Here is a 17,872-nt window from a genome sequence, read left to right as displayed (position 1 = left end):
ATCCTGGATGTAGTGGCCGTCCGGCGCTCGGGATACCACTACATCCAGGATCGTGCGCGATCTTGCCGCCGAGGCCCCACCACGCGGTCCCGCCGGTCAAGGCCCACCGCCGGCCTTGCCGGCCCAAGCCTCACCACGCGGCCTTGCCGGCCCGAGCCGCACCACGCGATCTCACCAACCTGGGCGGCCCCACCATCCTCGTCCTTGGTCTGCTTCAACGACCGCAACACCCGCCGTCCGGATATCGGACGCCGGGTGTTGCGTGGAGTGAAGCAGAGCAAAGGACGGCCCGACCACCCTGGGCGGGGCGCGTTCCTCCGGCCGGAGATCCGCGCCCCTGGGCGGGGCGCGTCCGGCCCGAGACCCGCGCAACTTCAGGGAAAGTGTGGGGTCGCGGCGCCCTGAGGCAGCACCTTCCCTGATGTTGCGCGGATCTTGAGGGCGGCGGGCGCCGAACCGAGGGTCAGTCGCGGCGGGCCAGGTGGGTGATGATCGCCTCGGCCAGGCGATCGGGGGCGCCGTCGGCGTGGCCGAGGAACAGCGACGGCTCGGTCAGCTCCAGCTCGACCAGGACCGGAGCGCCGTCCGGGCCGGGGATCAGGTCGACCCGGGCGTAGAGCAGCTGGCGCGTCCCTCCGGGCACCGTGGCGAGCGTCTGTTCCGCCACGGCGAGCTGTTCGGGGCGCGCGGTGCGGGCGGTGATCTCCTCGGCCTTGTAGAGCCCGTCCAGGCCGAGGTCCGGCCCGGTCAGCATCGGACCCTTGCGGATCGCGTGGCTGAACGCGAGACCGTCCGGACCCGCCAGGAAGAGCAGTGCCGTCTCGCCCTCGGTGTCCACGGCGGTCAGGTACGGCTGGACCATGGTGAGCCGGCGGGCGTCGGAGAGCCGCCGCACGTGCGCCGCCGCCAGTTCCCGGTGCTCCGGGTCGGCCAGGTCGTACCGGCCGGTGTCCTGGCTGCCCGCGCTGACCGCTGGCTTGATCACGTACTCGCCGGCGTCGGCCGGCGGCGCCCAGCTCTCCTCCGGCTCGACCCAGGACGTCGGCACGGTCGGCACCCCGGCCGCGCTCAGCTCGGCGAGGTAGCGCTTGTCGGTGTTCCAGCGCACCACCTCGGCCGGGTTGACCAGCGCCGGGACGGAGGCGGCCCAGGCGAGGAACTCGTCGCGGCGGAGCGCGTAGTCCCACGGTGAGCGGAGCACGACGAGGTCGTAGGAGGCCCAGTCGGCGTCGGGGTCGTCCCAGACGACCGCCTCGGCGGCAACCCCGGCGGCGGCGAGCGGGGCGAGGACCAGGCGGTCGTCCGGGTCGAGGTCGGCCAGTTCGCCGCAGGTGACGAGAGCGACCCGGGGTTCCCCCCGGGTCGACTGCTGGTGGTTGGTCAATTCAGTGTGCTATCTCAGCGGGCCATCGTGCGCCGGGCCATCGACCGCCAGAGGTCGTTGCTCGGACGCATCTGGTCCATCAGTTCACGCTCCCAGGCGTTCTCGACGGTGACTCCCGCCTTGGCGCACGCCTCCCGGGCGGTGACGGTGTCGTCGGCGAACTGGTCGCCCCACTCACCGTCGGAGCCCACGAGGACGATTCGCGCGCCACGCTTGCCGACGTACTCGATGACCGCCTTCGCCCCGCCGTGCCCGGCGGCGAAGGCCCGGAGCCCCGCGACCAGATTCTGGGGCGCCTGCTCGGCGGCGGTCTGCTCGGCCGTCAGCGTCGTATCGGAACCATCTGCCATGACGCGAAGCCTAAGCAGAGTTGCACGGGGCTGGGCGAGAACCATGAACCTTTTGTGATGCCAATTACCTACAGGTTTAAGGCACGCCACAGGTTAACTGTCCGCTTTTATATGGACTTAACACCTCAGAACACGTGGCGAAATCACGGTTCAACCGCCGCAGGTTGAGCCCATCGGACTCATGCCGAAAGTTACTCTGATGTGACATTAATGCGGACAATTCATCCATAATGGTGATTAATCGAAGAATGAGCGTCGTCGCACTACCGGCGACCGGCGGACCGCGGCGCGAGGGGTCAGATCAGCGCGTCGAGCGCGACGGCGACGAACACGATCGTCAGGTACGTCGTCGACCAGTGGAACAGCCGCATCGGCTTGACCGCCTCGCCGCGGGTCGCCCGCCGGCAGAGCCGGTGCGCCTCGACCAGGAAGATGGCGCCCACCACCAGGGTCGGCACCCCGTAGATCGGGCTGAGCCCCAGCGGCCAGACCGCCAGCGAGGTGAGCACGGTGAGCCAGGCGAAGATCAGGATCTCGGCGTTCACCCGCCGGGTGGAGGCGACCACCGGCAGCATCGGGATGCCCGCACGGGCGTAGTCGTCCTTGTACTTCATGGCGAGGGGGTAGAAATGCGGCATCTGCCAGAAGAAGACGACCGCGAACAGCCCCCAGGCGGCCGGCGCCAGCGAGCCGGTCACCGCCGCCCAGCCGATCAGCACCGGCGCCGCCCCGCAGGCCCCGCCCCAGAAGGTGTTCGTCGGGGTGGAGCGCTTGAGCCACAGGGTGTAGACGACGTCGTAGTAGACGATCGCGGCGAGGGTCAGCCCCGCGGCGAGCAGGTTGGTGAACGCCGCCATCAGGGCGACCGACACCGCCGCCAGCACCAGACCGAAGACCAACGCGTTGCGCGGCGACACGGTGTGCGCCGGCAGCGGCCGACGCTTGGTCCGCCGCATCAACTGGTCGATGTCGCGGTCGATGTAGCAGTTGAGCACGCTGGCCGCGCCCGCGGCGAGCGAGCCGCCGACCAGCACCACGGCCATCAACCACAGCGACGGCAGGCCGCCGTCGGCGAGCATCATCGCCGGAACGGTGGTGACCAGCAGCAGCTCCACGATCCGCGGCTTGGTGAGCGCCACGTACGCCGAGAGGATCGCGCGCACGTCCCGCCGCGCCACCGGACCCTCGACCGCCCGCACCGGGGGCTGCCCGGCGGGGTTGCTCGCGGGGCGCTCGGTGATCATGCTCACGGATTGCCACCTTCCGGCATCGCCACGGGGAGATCGGATCGGCCGGGCCCGCTCGGGTCCGCACACCGACCACACACTACGCGTTGTCGTTTTGGCTGCCCGGCCGACCCGACAACGGTGCGGGCCGTCACACCACCGGGTTGAACGTCCCGGCGCGCCGTCACGTACCGCACAGCATGCAGAGATCCCCGGGCGGACGTTTAGGCACGCTCGATAGGGTCACCAGTGAGGGTTCCGCCCATCTGCCGAGGAGCACAACCATCGTGGCTGCCAACCGACCCGAGCACTCCGCACTCAACTGGTCCGACCTCGACCGCCGGGCCGTCGACACCGTCCGCGTGCTGGCCATGGATGCCGTGGAGAAATCCGGCAACGGCCACCCGGGCACCGCGATGAGCCTCGCGCCCGCGGCCTACCTGCTCTTCAACCGGGTCATGCGGCACAACCCGGCCGACCCGAACTGGCCCGGGCGGGACCGGTTCGTGCTGTCCGCCGGGCACTCCAGCCTGACGCTCTACATTCAGCTGTTCCTCTCCGGCTACCCGCTGAGCCTGTCCGACCTGCAGTCGCTGCGGCAGTGGGGCTCCCTCACCCCGGGTCACCCGGAGCACGGGCACACCCCGGGCGTGGAGACCACCACCGGCCCGCTCGGGCAGGGCCTGGGCAACGCGGTCGGCATGGCCATGGCGGCCCGCCGCGAGCGCGGCCTGTTCGACCCGGAGACCGAGCCCGGCGCGTCGGTCTTCGACCACGACATCTGGTGCATCGTCTCCGACGGTGACATCGAGGAGGGCATCAGCCACGAGGCCAGCGCCCTCGCCGGGCACCAGCAGCTGGGCAACCTCACGGTGATCTACGACGACAACGAGATCTCGATCGAGGACGACACCCGCATCGCCAAGAGCGAGGACGTGGCCGCCCGCTACGAGGCGTACGGCTGGCACGTGCAGACCGTCGACTGGCGCAGCGGCGACGCCGACCAGGGCGACTACCACGAGGACGCCGAGGCGCTCTACGAGGCGCTGCTGGCCGCCAGGGCGGAGACCGCGCGTCCCTCCTTCATCGCGCTGCGCACCATCATCGGCTGGCCCGCGCCCAACAAGCAGAACACCGGCAAGATCCACGGTTCGGCGCTCGGCGCCGACGAGGTGAAGGCCACCAAGAGCATCCTCGGCTTCGACCCGGACAAGACCTTCGACGTCGACGAGGAGGTGCTCGCCCACGCCCGAAAGGTGATGGGCCGCGGCTCCGCCGCCCAGGAGGAGTGGACCACCGCGTTCGACGCCTGGAAGGCGGCCAACCCGGAGCGCACCGCGCTGTACGAGCGGATCGCCGGGCGGGTACTCCCCGACGGCTGGGCCGACGCGCTGCCCACCTTCCCCGCCGACGCCAAGGGCGTGGCCACCCGGGCCGCCTCCGGCAAGGTGCTGGAGGCGCTCGCGCCGGTGCTGCCGGAGCTGTGGGGCGGCTCGGCCGACCTGGCCGAGAGCAACAACACCACCATGAAGGGCGAGCCGTCCTTCATCCCGGCGTCGCACGCCACCAAGGACTTCCCGGGCCACGAGTACGGCCGCACCCTGCACTTCGGCATCCGCGAGCACGCCATGGGCGCGATCCTCAACGGCATCGCCCTGCACGGCGGCACCCGCCCGTACGGCGGCACGTTCCTGGTGTTCAGCGACTACATGCGCCCCTCGGTGCGGCTGGCGGCGCTCATGAAGCTGCCGGTGACGTACGTCTGGACGCACGACTCGATCGGCCTCGGCGAGGACGGCCCGACCCACCAGCCGGTGGAGCACCTGACCGCGCTGCGCGCCATCCCCGGCCTGGACGTGGTCCGGCCGGCTGACGCCAACGAGACGGTCTGGGCCTGGCGGCTGGCGCTGGAGCACACCGACCGGCCCACCGCGCTGGCGCTGAGCCGTCAGCCGCTGCCGACGCTGGACCGCGACGTCCTGGGCGGCGCGGACGGGGTGGCCAAGGGCGGCTACGTGCTGGCCGAGGCCTCGAACGGCAAGCCGCAGGTGATCATCGTCGGCACGGGGTCCGAGGTGCAGCTCTGCCTGACCGCCCGCGAGCGGCTGGAGGCCGACGGCACGCCCACCCGGGTCGTGTCCATGCCCTGCCAGGAGTGGTTCTACGAGCAGGACGAGGCGTACCGGGAGTCGGTGCTGCCACGCGGGGTAAAGGCACGGGTGAGCGTGGAGGCGGGCATCGCGATGTCGTGGCGCGGCGTGGTCGGTGACCTGGGCGAGAGCGTCAGCCTGGAGCACTACGGGGCGAGCGCACCGCACACCGTGCTCTTCGAGCAGTTCGGGTTCACCCCCGACCGGATCGTGGCGGCGGCACACGCCTCGCTGGCCCGGGTGGGCGACATCACCGGTTTCACGACCGGCAACTGAGGGGAGCGTGGACGGCATGACGGACAGGCTGAGTGAGCTCACCGCCGCGGGCGTGGCGGTGTGGCTGGACGATCTTTCTCGCGTACGACTGAGCTCCGGCGGGCTGGACAAGCTGCGCCGCGAGCAGCACGTGGCCGGGGTGACCACCAACCCGACGATCTTCGCGAAGGCGCTGAGCGACGCCGACGAGTACAACTGGCAGTTGCGCGACCTCGCCATGCGTGGCGTGGACGTCGAAGAGGCGGTGCGCATGCTCACCACGTACGACGTGCGGTGGGCCTGTGACGTGATGCGCCCGTCGTACGACTCCAGCGCGGGCGTCGACGGCCGGGTCTCGATCGAGGTGGACCCGCGGCTGGCGCACGAGAGCGACCGGACGGTCGCCGAGGCCAAGGCCCTGTGGTGGCTGGTCGACCGGCCCAACCTCTTCATCAAGATCCCGGCCACCGAGGCGGGCCTGCCGGCGATCACCGCCACGCTGGCGGAGGGGATCAGCGTCAACGTGACGCTGATCTTCGGGCTGGACCGCTACTCGGCGGTCATGGAGGCGTTCCTCGCCGGCCTCGAGCAGGCCAAGGCGAACGGCCACGACCTGTCCACCATCGGGTCGGTGGCGTCGTTCTTCGTCTCCCGGGTCGACTCGGAGGTCGACAAGCGGCTCGAGAAGATCGGCTCCGATCCGGCGAAGGCGCTGAAGGGCAAGGCGGCCATCGCCAACGCCCAGCTGGCCTACGAGCGGTACAGCGAGGTGTTCTCCTCCGACCGTTGGCAGGCGCTCGCCGACGCCGGCGCGCACCCGCAGCGGCCGCTGTGGGCCTCCACCTCCACGAAGAACCCCGACTACCGCGACGTGATCTACGTCGAGGAGCTGATCGCCCCCGGCACGGTCAACACCATGCCGGAGCCGGTCATCCACGCGTACGCCGACCACGGCGAGACCCGCGACGACACCATCACCGGCGCCTACGACGCGGCCCGCACGGTCTTCGCGGACCTGGAGTCGGTCGGGGTGGACATGGACGACGTGATCGCCACCCTGGAGAGCGAGGGCGTGGAGAAGTTCGAGGCCAGCTGGCAGGAGCTGCTCGACGGCGTCCGCAAGTCCCTCGATGCGGCGGCGAAGGGCAAGGGCTCGCCGAACGAGGCCGCCAAGGGCAACGCGCAGGCCGCCCAGCAGGCTGGGGGTAACGCATGAGCGAGCGCAGCGAGCGAATCAGCAAGATCAGCGTCCGGGAGTCCCGTGCCGCCGGCGAGCGAAGCGAGGGGGCGGCATGAGCGACCTGTTGGCCGGGCCGATCGAGGCCGGCGGCGGTCTCGCCGTGTACGGCGCGGAGGCCGTCGACAAGTCCGCCCCCGCCTCGACGCGGGACGCGCTGGTCCGGGCCGAGGTCCCGGGCCGGCTCGCGGCCAAGGACGCGAGCCTGTGGGGCCCGGACGCCGAGGCCGAGGCGAAGATCCGGCTCGGCTGGGTGGACACCCACCGCCGCAGCCGGGAGCTGCTGCTGCAGCTGGCCGAGCTGACCGCCGAGCTGGCGGACCTCGACCACGTGGTCCTCGCCGGCATGGGCGGCTCCTCGCTGGCCCCCGAGGTCATCGCCCGCACCCTGGGCCGCCCGCTGACCGTGCTGGACACGACCGACCCGGGCCAGGTCCGGGCCGCGCTCGGTGACCGGCTGGAGCGCACCGTCGTGGTGGTGGCCAGCAAGTCCGGTTCGACGGTGGAGACCGACAGCCACCGGCGCGCCTACTGGCAGGCGTTCCTGGACGCCGGGATGACCGAGGCGGAGGCCGGCAGGCACTTCGTCATCGTCACCGATCCCGGCTCACCGCTGGAGACCACCGCGACCGAGATGGGCGCGTTCACCGTGCTGGCCGACCCGAACGTGGGCGGCCGGTACTCGGCGCTGACCGCGTTCGGGCTGGTGCCGTCGGCGCTGGCCGGGGTCCAGGTGGCGGAGCTGATCGACCAGGCCGACGCGCTGGCCGAGTCGCTCGCCGGGAACCAGGACAATCCGGCGCTGGCGCTGGGCGCCGCGCTGGGCGCCGCCGCCACGTTGGCCCGGGACAAGGTCGCGCTGGTCAGCGACGGCACCGGCATCGAGGGGTTCGGCGACTGGGCCGAGCAGCTGATCGCCGAGTCGACCGGCAAGGCCGGGGTGGGCATCCTGCCGGTGGTGGTGGAGTCCCCGCAGAGCCCGGGCGCCACCGGCCCGGACGTGTTGACCGTCACCTACGGCGGCGCGCTGGCCACCGGCGACGCGCCGGGCGGCGGCGCCAACCCGGACGTCGCGGTCAACGGCCCGCTCGGCGCGCAGTTCCTGGCCTGGGAGTACGCCACCGCCGTGGCGGGTGTGGTGCTCGGCATCGACCCCTTCAACCAGCCCAACGTCACCGAGTCGAAGGAGAACACCAACAAGATCCTGGCCTCGGGCCTGCCGGCGGAGACGCCGTCGTTCACCGAGGGCGCGATCGAGGTGTACGCGCCGGAGGGCACCCCCGGTGACCTCCGCGGCGTGCTCCGCTGGCTGTTCGACGGGCTGGGCGACGACGGCTACCTGGCGGTGATGGCGTACCTGGACCGGTTCGCCGACGCCGACGCGGCCCGGCTGCGGCCGCTGCTGGCCGAGGCGGCCAATCGGCCGGTCACCTTCGGGTGGGGGCCGCGGTTCCTGCACTCCACCGGCCAGTACCACAAGGGCGGCCCGCAGGTCGGCAGCTTCCTGCAGGTGACCGGCGCGGTCGCCGAGGACCTGCCGGTGCCGGGCAAGCCGTACACCTTCGGTGAGTTGCAGGCGGCGCAGGCCGCCGGCGACCGGGAGGCGCTGGCCGGCCGGGACCGGCCGGTCCTGCGGCTGCACCTGACCGACCGGGCCGCCGGCGTCGCCCAACTGCTCGACGCGGCCGGTGATCTGCGGGCGTGAGGATGGACGATGTGACGCGAGCGGAGCGAGGAGGCGGCGTGAACCCGCTGCGCGACCCGCAGGACCGCCGGCTCCCCCGGATCCCGGAGCCGTGCGCTCTGGTGATCTTCGGGGTGACCGGCGACCTGGCCCGCAAGAAGCTGCTCCCAGCGGTCTACGACCTGGCCAACCGGGGGCTGCTCCCGCCCGGTTTCGTGGTGCTCGGCTTCGCCCGTCGCGACTGGGGTGACGGCGACTTCGAGACGCTGGCCTGCGAGGCGGCGCGCAAGCACGCCCGTACCCCCTGGCGGGACGAGGTCTGGGCGCGGCTGGCCGGCAACATCAAGTTCGTCGGCGGGTCGTTCGACGACGACGCCGCCTTCGACCAGCTCGCGACCACCCTCGACGAGCTGCGGCAGAGCCACGGCATCACCGGCAACGCGGCGTTCTACTTCTCGATCCCCCCGGCCGCGTTCCCCGTCGTGCTCAAGCAGCTGGCCCGCACCGGGATGGCCGACAACGAGAAGTCCGGCGGCTGGCGCCGCGTGGTGGTGGAGAAGCCGTTCGGCAACGACCTGCCCTCCGCGAAGGCGCTCAACGACCTGGTCGACGACGTCTTCACCCGGGAGGACGTCTTCCGGATCGACCACTACCTGGGCAAGGAGACCGTCCAGAACATCCTCGCCCTGCGGTTCGCCAACAACCTCTTCGAGCCGCTGTGGAACTCGAAGTACGTCGACTCGGTGCAGATCACCATGGCCGAGGACGTCGGCATCGGCAGCCGCGCGGGCTTCTACGACACCGTCGGCACCGCCCGCGACGTGCTCCAGAACCACCTGCTCCAGCTCCTGGCGCTGGTGGCGATGGAGGAGCCGACCAGCTTCGACGCCGACGAGATCCGGACCGAGAAGCTGAAGGTGCTCAAGGCCATCACCCTCCCCCGGGACGTGACCCGCGACACCGTGCGCGGCCAGTACCTGCCGGGGTGGGTCGGCGGCGAGCGCGCGGTCGGCTACCTGGAGGAGCAGGGCGTCCCCCCGGACTCCACCACCGAGACGTACGTGGCGGTGCGCCTGGGCATCCAGAACCGCCGCTGGGCCGAGGTGCCGTTCTACATCCGGGCCGGCAAACGCCTCCCCCGGCGGGTCACCGAGGTCGCCATCATGTTCAAGAAGGCGCCCCACCTGCCGTTCAACGACGCCGACATGGAGTCGCTGGGCAACAACCAGCTCGTCATCCGGGTGCAGCCGGACGAGGGCGTGGTGCTCAAGTTCGGCTCGAAGGTGCCGGGCACCACGATGGAGGTCCGCGACATCGCGATGGACTTCCAGTACGGCGAGGCGTTCACCGAGTCCAGCCCGGAGGCGTACGAGCGGCTGGTGCTGGACGTGCTGATCGGTGACCGCACCCTCTTCCCGGACGCCGCGGAGGTCGAGCAGAGCTGGCAGGTGATCGACCCGCTGGAGCACGCCTGGGAGAACACCAGGCCGGAGCCGTACCGCGCCGGCGAGTGGGGGCCGCGGGCGGCCGACGAGATGCTGGGCCGCGAGGGCCGGGCGTGGCGGCGAGCGTGAGCGAGCGCAGCGAGCGAACCAGGAGGCACAGCAGCGGGGCGCTCGCGCCGCCGCGAAGCGGTGGCGTGAGCGAGCGCAGCGAGCGAACCAGGAGGCACAGCAGCGGGGCGCTCGCGCCGCCGCGAAGCGGTGGTGTGAGCGAGGGCAGCGAGCAGACCAGGAGGCTCCAGTGATCGGGCTGTGGGACACCACCGGCAACGAGGTGGTCAAGGCGCTCGCCGCCGAGCGGCGTAGCGCCGGCGGGGTGGCCAGCGGCATGGCGCTGACCCTCATCGTGGTGGTGGACGAGAAGCGGGTCCGGGAGGCGGAGGCCGCGGCGACGATCGCCGCCGCCGCCCACCCGTGCCGGCTGGTGGTGGTGGTCCGCTCCGAGATCGAGCGGGACCGCAACCGGCTGGACGCGGAGATCGTCGTCGGCGGTCGGCTCGGCCCGTGCGAGGCGGTGGTCACCCGGATGTACGGGCGCCTGGCCCTGCACGCCGAGTCGGTCGTGATGCCGCTGCTGGTTCCGGACGTGCCGGTGGTCACCTGGTGGCACGGCGAGCCGCCGGCCGAGATCGCCACCGACTTCCTCGGGGTTGTCGCCGACCGGCGGATCACCGACACGGCCCAGGCCGCCGACCCGGTGGAGGCGCTGCGGCAGCGGGCCCGGGACTACGCCCCGGGTGACACCGACCTGGCGTGGACCCGGATCACCCCGTGGCGGACCCTCGTCGCCGGGGCGTTCGACACCACCGAGGCGCGGGTCACCGAGGCGACCATTGTCGCGCCGCCCAGCGACCCCACGGCGGCACTGATGGCCGGCTGGCTGTCGAGCCGGCTCGGCATCAGCCCGCGCCGGGTCGACACCAACGAGCACCCGCGGATGCGGGAGGTGCAGCTCACCTGCGCCAACGGTGACCAGCTGACGCTGACCCGCGAGGACAGCCTGGCGGTGTTCCGGCGGACCGGTCAGGACGACCGGACGCTGCCGCTGGTGCGTCGGCCGCTCGGTGACGAGCTGGCCGAGGAGCTGCGCCGGCTGGACGCCGACCAGGTGTACGCGGAGGCGCTGGGCGCGACCGCCGGGCTGCGCGGGCTGGAGCAGCGTCCCCCGCAGCGGGTGCACGTCTGGAAGGATCCGGCCACCGCACACCGCGCGGAGGCCGGGGTCACCGCGCACGCCGGCACGAGCGGCCAGAGCTGAGCTCGGCGCGTCCACGGCGCCACATCGGGGCAGGACTGGATCCGGGTCCTGCCCCGGAACTCCGGGGCACCCGCCCCGCCACATCCGGGCACCGGCCCGGCATGACGCGACAGCGACCGCCGCGCGGTCGGGAAACGAAGGCACAACCGATGAGTGAGGCGAGTGTCGCCGTCCACGCCGACGTCGACCTGCTGGCGCAGGCCGTGGCGGCCCGGCTGCTGGTGAAGCTGCTCGACGCCCAGGCCGACCGGGGCGAGGCCTCGGTGGTGCTCACCGGTGGACGGATCGCCGCGGCCGTTTACCGGGCGGTGGCGAACCTGCCGGCCCGCGACGCGGTGGACTGGTCCCGCGTCGACGTGTGGTGGGGCGACGAGCGGTTCCTGCCCGCCGGCGACCCGGAACGCAACGAGACCCAGGCCCGGGCCGCCCTGCTCGACCTGGTGCCGCTGAACCCGGCCCGGGTGCACCCCATGCCGGCCTCCGACGGCCCGGCCGGCAACGACCCCGAGGCGGCCGCCGCGGCGTACGCCGAGGAGCTGGCGCGCGCTGCCCGCCCCGGGCACGCCGCACTGCCGCACTTCGACGTGCTGCTGCTGGGCGTCGGGGAGGACGGGCACGTCGCCTCGGTCTTCCCCGAGCACCCGGTGCACTACGAGAGCCGGCCGTGCAGCGCGGTGCGGGGCAGCCCCAAGCCGCCGCCGGTGCGGACCACGCTCACCCTGCCGGCGATCAACACCGCCGAGGAGGTCTGGCTGGTGGCCGGCGGCGCCGACAAGGCGCGGGCGGTGGGCATGGCGCTGGCCGGCGCCGGGCCGGTGCAGTTGCCGGCCGCCGGGGTGCACGGCGTGGACCGGACCCGCTGGCTGCTGGACCGCGCGGCAGCGGCCGACGTACCCGCTCGGCTGCGCAGCCTGCGCTGAGAGGAAGGGCCCCGCGCGGTGCGGGGCACCTCCTCCTACTCGCCTCGGCGGCGGCGCAGCGCGTCCAGCGCCTCGGCCAGCAACGCCTCCCCCTCCTCGGCGGTACGCCGTTCCTTCACGTACGCCAGGTGGCTCTTGTACGGCTCGGCGCGGGCCCGACCGGGCGGGTTCTGGGCGTCCTGCCCGGCGGGCAGACCGCAACGCGGACAGTCCCACAGGGGTGGCGCGACGGCGTCCGCGGCGATCCGGATGCTGGTCCGGTGGTCGTTGCGGCACCAGTAGGTGACGTCCTGTCGGGGGGCGGGAGGGTGTCGCTCGTCCGGGCGGACGGGTGCGGACCCGACCCGGGCGCCACGGATGACGTTGCCACTCGGCACGGCTGCTCGCTCCTGTCGTCGGAGGGGACCCGCCGTCTTCGGGGATGGGCGGCGGGCGACGCGGTGCAGCGGAGAAAAGCCTGCGCGCGGCCCGTCGGGTGACGGACCGCGCGCAGATTGTACGACTTGGCGGCCCTGCTCAGGCGCCGCTGTTCATCTGGAGGCGGAGCCAGAGCCCGAGGCCGACGATGGCGGCGAACCAGACGACGCCCACCAGAACGGTGTAACGATCCAGGTTCTTCTCCGCCACCGAGGAGCCGGCGAGGCTGGAGCTGACGCCACCGCCGAACATGCTCGACAATCCGCCGCCCTTACCGCGGTGCAGCAGGATCAGCAGGGTGAGCAGAACGCTCGTGATGACCAGCAACACGATCAACGTGTATGCGAACCAGATCGGCATGGCTGGGGGCAGTCCTCTCGTAGCGATCCTCGCCCGGACAGGTCGGGCACGACGGCACCGGCCGGTGGACGGGCGGTGTCAAGGATAGCGAGCGATCAGCGGGCGATGTGCTCGGGGAACCGGCAGATCTGCGCGAATTCCTCCGCGTCCAGGCTGGCGCCCCCCACCAGGCCCCCGTCCACGTCCGGCTGCGCCATGATCGAGGCGACGTTGGACGCCTTGACCGAGCCGCCGTAGAGGACCCGGACCTGGTCGGCGGTGTCCTGGTCGAAGCGCTCCGCCAGTCGCTGACGGACCGCCCCGCACACCTCCTGGGCGTCCTCCGGCGTCGCGGTCTTGCCGGTGCCGATCGCCCAGACCGGCTCGTACGCGATCACCACCTGCCGTACCTGCTCGGGGGTGAGCCCGGCGAGGCCCCCGTCGAGCTGGTCGGCGCAGTGCGCCACGTGGGTGCCCTGCTCGCGGACGTCCAGCCCCTCCCCCACGCAGAGGATCGGGGTCAGGCCGTGCGTCAGCGCCGCCTTCACCTTGGCGTTGACCACCGCGTCGTCCTCGTGGTGGTAGGCCCGCCGCTCCGAGTGCCCCACCACCACGTACGAGCAGCCGAGCTTGGCCAGCATCGAGCCCGAGATGTCGCCGGTGTAGGCGCCCCCGGCGTGCGGGGAGAGATCCTGCCCGCCGTAGCCGATGAGCAGCTTGTCGCCGTCCACCGCGGTCTGCACGGTGCGCAGGTCGGTGAAGGGCGGCAGAACGACCGTCTCCACCTCGGTGAGCTGCTTCTCGGTGAGGCTCGCCGCCAGCTTCTGCACCAGCAGGTTGGCCTCGAGGTGGTTGAGGTTCATCTTCCAGTTGCCGGCCATCAGTGGCCGGCGGGTCGTGCTCGCCATTCAGTTCTCCAGGGCCGCGATGCCGGGGAGGGTCTTGCCCTCGAGGTATTCCAGGGAGGCGCCGCCGCCGGTGGAGATGTGCCCGAAACTGGACTCGTCCAGCCCGAGGGCACGGACCGCGGCTGCGCTGTCGCCGCCACCGACGACGCTGAACGCGTCCGCCTTGGTGATCGCCTCGGCGATCCCCCGGGTGCCGGCCGCGAACGCCGCCATCTCGAACACGCCCATCGGGCCGTTCCAGAAGACCGTCTTCGCCTGGGACAGCGCGGCGGCGAAACCGGCCACCGTCTCCGGGCCGATGTCCAGACCGAGCCGGTGGCTCGGGATGCCGTCGACGCGGACCGTGTCGTGCGCGGCGTCCGGCGCGAACGCGTCCGCGACCACCACGTCGACCGGGAGCAGGATCTTGCCGCCGGACCGCTCCAGCAGGTTGCGGCAGGTCTCGACCATGTCCTTCTCGAGCAGCGAGGTGCCCACCTCCAGGCCCTGGGCCTTGAGGAAGGTGAAGCACATCCCGCCACCGATGAGCAGCCGGTCGACCGTGGGCAGCAGGGCCTCGATCACCGCCAGCTTGTCGGAGACCTTGGACCCGCCGAGCACCACCACGTACGGCCGCTCGGGCTGACCGGTCAGCTTGGAGAGCACCTCGACCTCGCGCAGCACCAGCCGGCCGGCCACGTGCGGCAGCCGCGCCGGCACGTCGTGGACGCTGGCGTGCTTGCGGTGCACGGCGCCGAACGCGTCGTCGACGTAGGCGTCGCCGAACGCGGCGAGCTGATCGGCGAAGGCGCCCCGCTCGGCGTCGTCCTTGCTGGTCTCACCGGCGTTGAAGCGCAGGTTCTCCAGGAGGGCGACCTGGCCGTCGGCCAGGCCCGCCACGGTGGAGCGGGCGGAGTCGCCGACGGTGTCGGTGGCGAAGTGGACCGGCGCGCCGAGCAGCTCACCGAGCCGCCCGGCGACCGGGCGGAGGCTGAACTGCGGGTCCGGCGTGCCCTTCGGGCGGCCCAGGTGCGAACAGACGACCACCTTGGCGCCGGCGGAGACCAGTGCGCCCAGCGTCGGCAGCACGGCACGGATCCGTCCGTCGTCGGTGATGTCGCCGGTCTGCTTGTCGAGCGGGACGTTCAGGTCGGCGCGCACCAGCACGCGCCGACCTGACACCCCCTCGGCGAGCAGGTCGTCGAGGGTCCGGATACTCACAGCGACGAACCGACCAGCTTGACCAGGTCGACCAGCCGGTTGGAGTAGCCCCACTCGTTGTCGTACCAGCCGACGACCTTGACCTGGTTGCCGACCACCTTCGTCAGCGGCGCGTCGAAGATGCACGACGCCGGGTCGGTGACGATGTCGGTGGAGACGATCGGGTCCTCGTTGTAGACCAGGATGCCCTTGAGCGGGCCGTCCGCGGCGGCCTTCAGCGCGGCGTTGACCTCGTCCACGGTGGTCTCGCGACCCACGTTGACAGTGAGGTCGGTGACCGAGCCGGTCGGGATCGGCACCCGCAGGGCGTACCCGTCGAGCTTGCCCTTGAGCTCCGGCAGCACCAGGCCGATGGCCTTCGCGGCGCCGGTGGACGTCGGGACGATGTTCAGCGCGGCGGCCCGGGCCCGGCGGAGGTCCTTGTGCGGGGCGTCCTGGAGGTTCTGGTCCTGGGTGTACGCGTGGATCGTCGTCATCAGACCGTGCTGGATGCCGAACGTATCGTGCAGGACCTTCGCCATCGGCGCGAGGCAGTTGGTGGTGCACGAAGCGTTGGAGATGATGGTGTGCTTCGCCGGGTCGTAGGTGTCGTGGTTGACGCCCATGACGACCGTGACGTCCTCGTTCTTCGCCGGGGCGGAGATGATGACCTTCTTGGCCCCGCCGTCGACGTGCGCCTTGGCCTTGGTGGCGTCGGTGAAGAAGCCGGTCGACTCGATGACGACGTCGGCGCCGACCTCGCCCCACGGCAGCGACGCCGGGTCCTTCTCCGCGTACGCCTTGATGGTCTTGCCACCGACGGTGATCTCGTCGGCGGTGGCCTTGACCTCGTACGGCAGGCGACCCAGGATGCTGTCGTACTTGAGCAGGTGGGCGAGCGTGGCGTTGTCGGTCAGGTCGTTCACCGCCACGACCTCGATGTCGGCGTCGGACGCCAGCACTGCCCGGAAGAAGTTACGGCCGATCCGGCCGAAGCCGTTGATGCCAACCCGGATGGTCACAGGTCCCATCTCCTCGCGTTCTGGTCCGCCGGCTTCAGACAACGGGCCGGCGGAGTGGTGTGCGCCGACCGTTGGAGCCGGCCGTTGACGGTTCATCTCGGCACCCCGCCGCGGTCTGAGGACCTGACCGCCCGAGGCGGTGGGCACGACGAGGAGTGCCTGTGTCGGCCCCCTTGCCGTACGCAGCGACCTTATCCGAGCGTGCGAGGCCACGCTGCGCCGGGTCGTCGTCCCGGGCGCACCGTGCGGCCCCACCGTCCTATCAGACCACGAGCATGTCGGGCGTGACGGCTGCTTCGGTATCCGGGATGCCGAGGTCGCGGGCCCGCTTGTCGGCCAGCGCCAGCAGCCGGCGGATCCGCCCGGCGATGGCGTCCTTGGTCAACGCCGGCTCGGCGAGCGCGCCCAACTCCTCCAGCGACGCCTGCCGGTGCTCCAGTCGCAGGCGGCCGGCGTCGGTGAGGTGGTTGGGGGCCTCGTCGGCGAGGATCTCCAGCGCCCGGGTCACCCGGGCGGCGGCGGCCACCGCGGCGCGCGCCGAACGGCGCAGGTTGGCGTCGTCGAAGTTGGCGAGCCGGTTGGCGGTGGCCCGTACCTCGCGGCGGACCCGGCGCTCCTCCCAGGCCAGCACGCTGGAGTGCGCGCCGATCCGGGTGAGCAGCGCGGCGATGGCGTCGCCGTCCTTGACCACCACCCGGTCCACCCCGCGCACCTCGCGGTTCTTGGCGGTGATCCCGATCCGGCGGGCCGCGCCGACCAGCGCCAGCGCCGACTCCGGCCCGGGACAGGTGATCTCCAGGGCGCTGGACCGGCCGGGCTCGGTGAGCGAGCCGTGCGCCATGAACGCGCCCCGCCACGCGGAGACCGCGCAGCAGACGTTCGCCGCCACCACGTGCGGAGGCAGCCCGCGCACCGGCCGGCCACGCACGTCCAGCAGGCCCGTCTGGCGGGCCAGGGCCTCGCCGTCCTTGACCACCCGGACGATGAAGTGGCTGCCCTTGCGCAGGCCGCCGGAGGCCAGCACGTGGATCTCACTCGGGTACCCGTAGACCTCAGCGACCTCCCGGCGCAGCCGGCGGGCCACCGCCCCGGTGTCCAGCTCCGCCTCCACCACCACGCGGCCGGAGACGATGTGCAGCCCCCCGGCGAAGCGCAGCAGCGCGGCCATCTCCGCCCGCCGACAGCAGGGCTTGGGCACGTCGACCCGACTCAGCTCGTCCTTGACCGCAGCCGTCATCGCCATTGTGCGTCCCCTCACGGACCGGTTCCGGCGTGTCGCCGGAGATTACGTACGTGTCTAACGATCGGCACCCAGGACAGGCACCAGCGCGGCGCCCAGGGCAGCCGGATCATGGCGGGGAGTGCCGTCGATGACGGCGACGGGAGCAAGGACCAGGCGGGCACCCAGCGATTCTGCCGCACGTTCGACCGGTTCGGGGTCACCCACCGCCTTGGCGTCAGCCAGCACGAGATCCACCTTGAGCTCGGGAAGGTACCAGTGCAGCGCCGCGAGGTGGTCGGCGACGGAGAGCCCGAGGGTCTCCTTCTCCGCGGCGAGGTTCAGGGTGACCAGTCGCCGGGCCGGGCTGGACACGATCGCGTCGGCGAGCTGCGGCACCAGCAGGTGCGGCAGCACGCTGGTGTACCAGCTGCCCGGCCCGAAGATCAGCCAGTCCGCCGCGCCGATCGCCGCCAGAGCCTCGGCGCAGGCCGCCGGGGCGGTCGGGGTGAGCCGCAGCGACTCGACCCGCCCGGTGGTGACCGCCACCTGGTGCTGGCCGCGTACGGTGCGCACCTCGTCCGGGGCGGTCGGGTCGGCGCCCCGCACCCGCGCCTCGATGCCCACCGGCTCGCGGGACATGGGCAGCACCCGGCCGACCGCGCCGAGCATCGCGCCGGCGTGCTCCAGCGCGGCCACCGGGTCGCCGAGCAGCTCCATCAGGCCGCAGAGCACCAGGTTGCCGACCGCGTGCCCAGCCAGCCCGTCGGCCCGCGCAGCGGCCGGGCCGCCCCCGCCGTCCTCGCCGCCGGCCGCCGGGTC

The 17,872-nt window shown here is 72.1% G+C and carries 16 protein-coding genes; 6 read left to right on the top strand and 10 right to left on the bottom strand.

What is annotated here, in order from left to right:
• Positions 1-463 precede the first annotated feature (463 nt).
• The 3 genes from DKT68_RS23475 to DKT68_RS23465 form a co-directional block, all read right to left on the bottom strand.
• Positions 464-1,384 carry an ATP-grasp domain-containing protein gene (locus DKT68_RS23475; protein ID WP_109819559.1) on the bottom strand — a complete coding sequence of 307 codons (921 nt, stop codon included), beginning with the start codon at positions 1,382-1,384 and terminating at the stop codon, positions 464-466.
• A 14-nt stretch (positions 1,385-1,398) separates the two neighbouring features.
• The gene (locus tag DKT68_RS23470) at positions 1,399-1,734 is read right to left on the bottom strand and encodes a hypothetical protein (protein ID WP_109819558.1); all 336 of its coding nucleotides are present in this window, start codon (positions 1,732-1,734) and stop codon (positions 1,399-1,401) included.
• A 296-nt stretch (positions 1,735-2,030) separates the two neighbouring features.
• On the bottom strand, positions 2,031-2,984 hold the full coding sequence (locus DKT68_RS23465) for a heme o synthase (protein ID WP_109819557.1): 954 nt from the start codon (positions 2,982-2,984) through the stop codon (positions 2,031-2,033).
• 263 nt (positions 2,985-3,247) lie between these two features.
• Between DKT68_RS23465 and tkt the strand changes: the two genes are divergently transcribed.
• The 6 genes from tkt to pgl all read left to right on the top strand — a co-directional run bounded on the left by tkt (position 3,248) and on the right by pgl (position 11,966).
• Positions 3,248-5,386 (top strand): transketolase, encoded by a 2,139-nt coding sequence (gene tkt / locus DKT68_RS23460; protein WP_109819556.1) that lies wholly within the window; start codon positions 3,248-3,250, stop codon positions 5,384-5,386.
• 16 nt (positions 5,387-5,402) lie between these two features.
• Positions 5,403-6,581: a transaldolase gene (gene tal, locus DKT68_RS23455; RefSeq protein ID WP_109819560.1), complete on the top strand. Its 1,179-nt coding sequence runs from the start codon at positions 5,403-5,405 to the stop codon at positions 6,579-6,581.
• A gap of 76 nt (positions 6,582-6,657) precedes the next feature.
• Positions 6,658-8,307, top strand: a complete 1,650-nt coding sequence (locus DKT68_RS23450) for a glucose-6-phosphate isomerase (protein ID WP_109819555.1) — start codon at positions 6,658-6,660, stop codon at positions 8,305-8,307.
• A 2-nt stretch (positions 8,308-8,309) separates the two neighbouring features.
• Positions 8,310-9,860, top strand: coding sequence for a glucose-6-phosphate dehydrogenase (gene zwf / locus DKT68_RS23445; protein ID WP_109819554.1), 1,551 nt, complete (start codon positions 8,310-8,312; stop codon positions 9,858-9,860).
• Positions 9,861-10,029: 169 nt separating this feature from the next.
• Positions 10,030-11,046: a glucose-6-phosphate dehydrogenase assembly protein OpcA gene (locus tag DKT68_RS23435; RefSeq protein WP_109819552.1), complete on the top strand. Its 1,017-nt coding sequence runs from the start codon at positions 10,030-10,032 to the stop codon at positions 11,044-11,046.
• 149 nt (positions 11,047-11,195) lie between these two features.
• Positions 11,196-11,966, top strand: a complete 771-nt coding sequence (pgl, locus tag DKT68_RS23430; protein WP_109819551.1) for a 6-phosphogluconolactonase — start codon at positions 11,196-11,198, stop codon at positions 11,964-11,966.
• 35 nt (positions 11,967-12,001) lie between these two features.
• Here the strand turns inward: pgl and DKT68_RS23425 are convergent, their stop codons facing one another.
• The 7 genes from DKT68_RS23425 to DKT68_RS23395 all read right to left on the bottom strand — a co-directional run.
• Positions 12,002-12,343 carry an RNA polymerase-binding protein RbpA gene (locus DKT68_RS23425; protein WP_109819550.1) on the bottom strand — a complete coding sequence of 114 codons (342 nt, stop codon included), beginning with the start codon at positions 12,341-12,343 and terminating at the stop codon, positions 12,002-12,004.
• A 139-nt stretch (positions 12,344-12,482) separates the two neighbouring features.
• Complete coding sequence (gene secG / locus DKT68_RS23420) at positions 12,483-12,743, bottom strand: preprotein translocase subunit SecG (protein ID WP_109819549.1); 261 nt, start codon at positions 12,741-12,743, stop codon at positions 12,483-12,485.
• A gap of 95 nt (positions 12,744-12,838) precedes the next feature.
• Positions 12,839-13,630 (bottom strand): triose-phosphate isomerase, encoded by a 792-nt coding sequence (tpiA, locus tag DKT68_RS23415; protein ID WP_109819548.1) that lies wholly within the window; start codon positions 13,628-13,630, stop codon positions 12,839-12,841.
• Positions 13,631-14,830, bottom strand: coding sequence for a phosphoglycerate kinase (locus DKT68_RS23410; RefSeq protein ID WP_109819547.1), 1,200 nt, complete (start codon positions 14,828-14,830; stop codon positions 13,631-13,633).
• Entirely contained in the window at positions 14,827-15,831 is a 1,005-nt protein-coding gene (gene gap / locus DKT68_RS23405) for a type I glyceraldehyde-3-phosphate dehydrogenase (RefSeq protein ID WP_109819546.1), read from the bottom strand. The genes DKT68_RS23410 and gap overlap by 4 nt, the downstream gene beginning before the upstream one ends.
• A gap of 262 nt (positions 15,832-16,093) precedes the next feature.
• Positions 16,094-17,074 (bottom strand): DNA-binding protein WhiA, encoded by a 981-nt coding sequence (gene whiA, locus DKT68_RS23400; protein WP_109819545.1) that lies wholly within the window; start codon positions 17,072-17,074, stop codon positions 16,094-16,096.
• Positions 17,075-17,128: 54 nt separating this feature from the next.
• Positions 17,129-17,872, bottom strand: a 744-nt coding sequence (locus DKT68_RS23395; protein WP_109819544.1) for a gluconeogenesis factor YvcK family protein, incomplete at its 5' end; no start/stop codon positions are given.

This window comes from Micromonospora acroterricola (assembly GCF_003172955.1).
Classification (GTDB): Bacteria; Actinomycetota; Actinomycetes; order Mycobacteriales; family Micromonosporaceae; genus Micromonospora; species Micromonospora acroterricola.
The sequence above is the reverse complement of the archived record's forward strand: the minus strand, read 5'-3'. Positions and strand labels throughout refer to the sequence as shown.

Bases quoted from the DNA above. Each gene is read 5' to 3' on its own strand.
- DKT68_RS23470 (WP_109819558.1), bottom strand. From the start codon at position 1,734: ATGGCAGATGGTTCCGATACGACGCTGACGGCCGAGCAGACCGCCGCC.
- tal (WP_109819560.1), top strand. From the start codon at position 5,403: ATGACGGACAGGCTGAGTGAGCTCACCGCCGCGGGCGTGGCGGTGTGG.
- DKT68_RS23450 (WP_109819555.1), top strand. From the start codon at position 6,658: ATGAGCGACCTGTTGGCCGGGCCGATCGAGGCCGGCGGCGGTCTCGCC.
- zwf (WP_109819554.1), top strand. From the start codon at position 8,310: ATGGACGATGTGACGCGAGCGGAGCGAGGAGGCGGCGTGAACCCGCTG.
- pgl (WP_109819551.1), top strand. From the start codon at position 11,196: ATGAGTGAGGCGAGTGTCGCCGTCCACGCCGACGTCGACCTGCTGGCG.
- secG (WP_109819549.1), bottom strand. From the start codon at position 12,743: ATGCCGATCTGGTTCGCATACACGTTGATCGTGTTGCTGGTCATCACG.
- tpiA (WP_109819548.1), bottom strand. From the start codon at position 13,630: ATGGCGAGCACGACCCGCCGGCCACTGATGGCCGGCAACTGGAAGATG.
- whiA (WP_109819545.1), bottom strand. From the start codon at position 17,074: ATGGCGATGACGGCTGCGGTCAAGGACGAGCTGAGTCGGGTCGACGTG.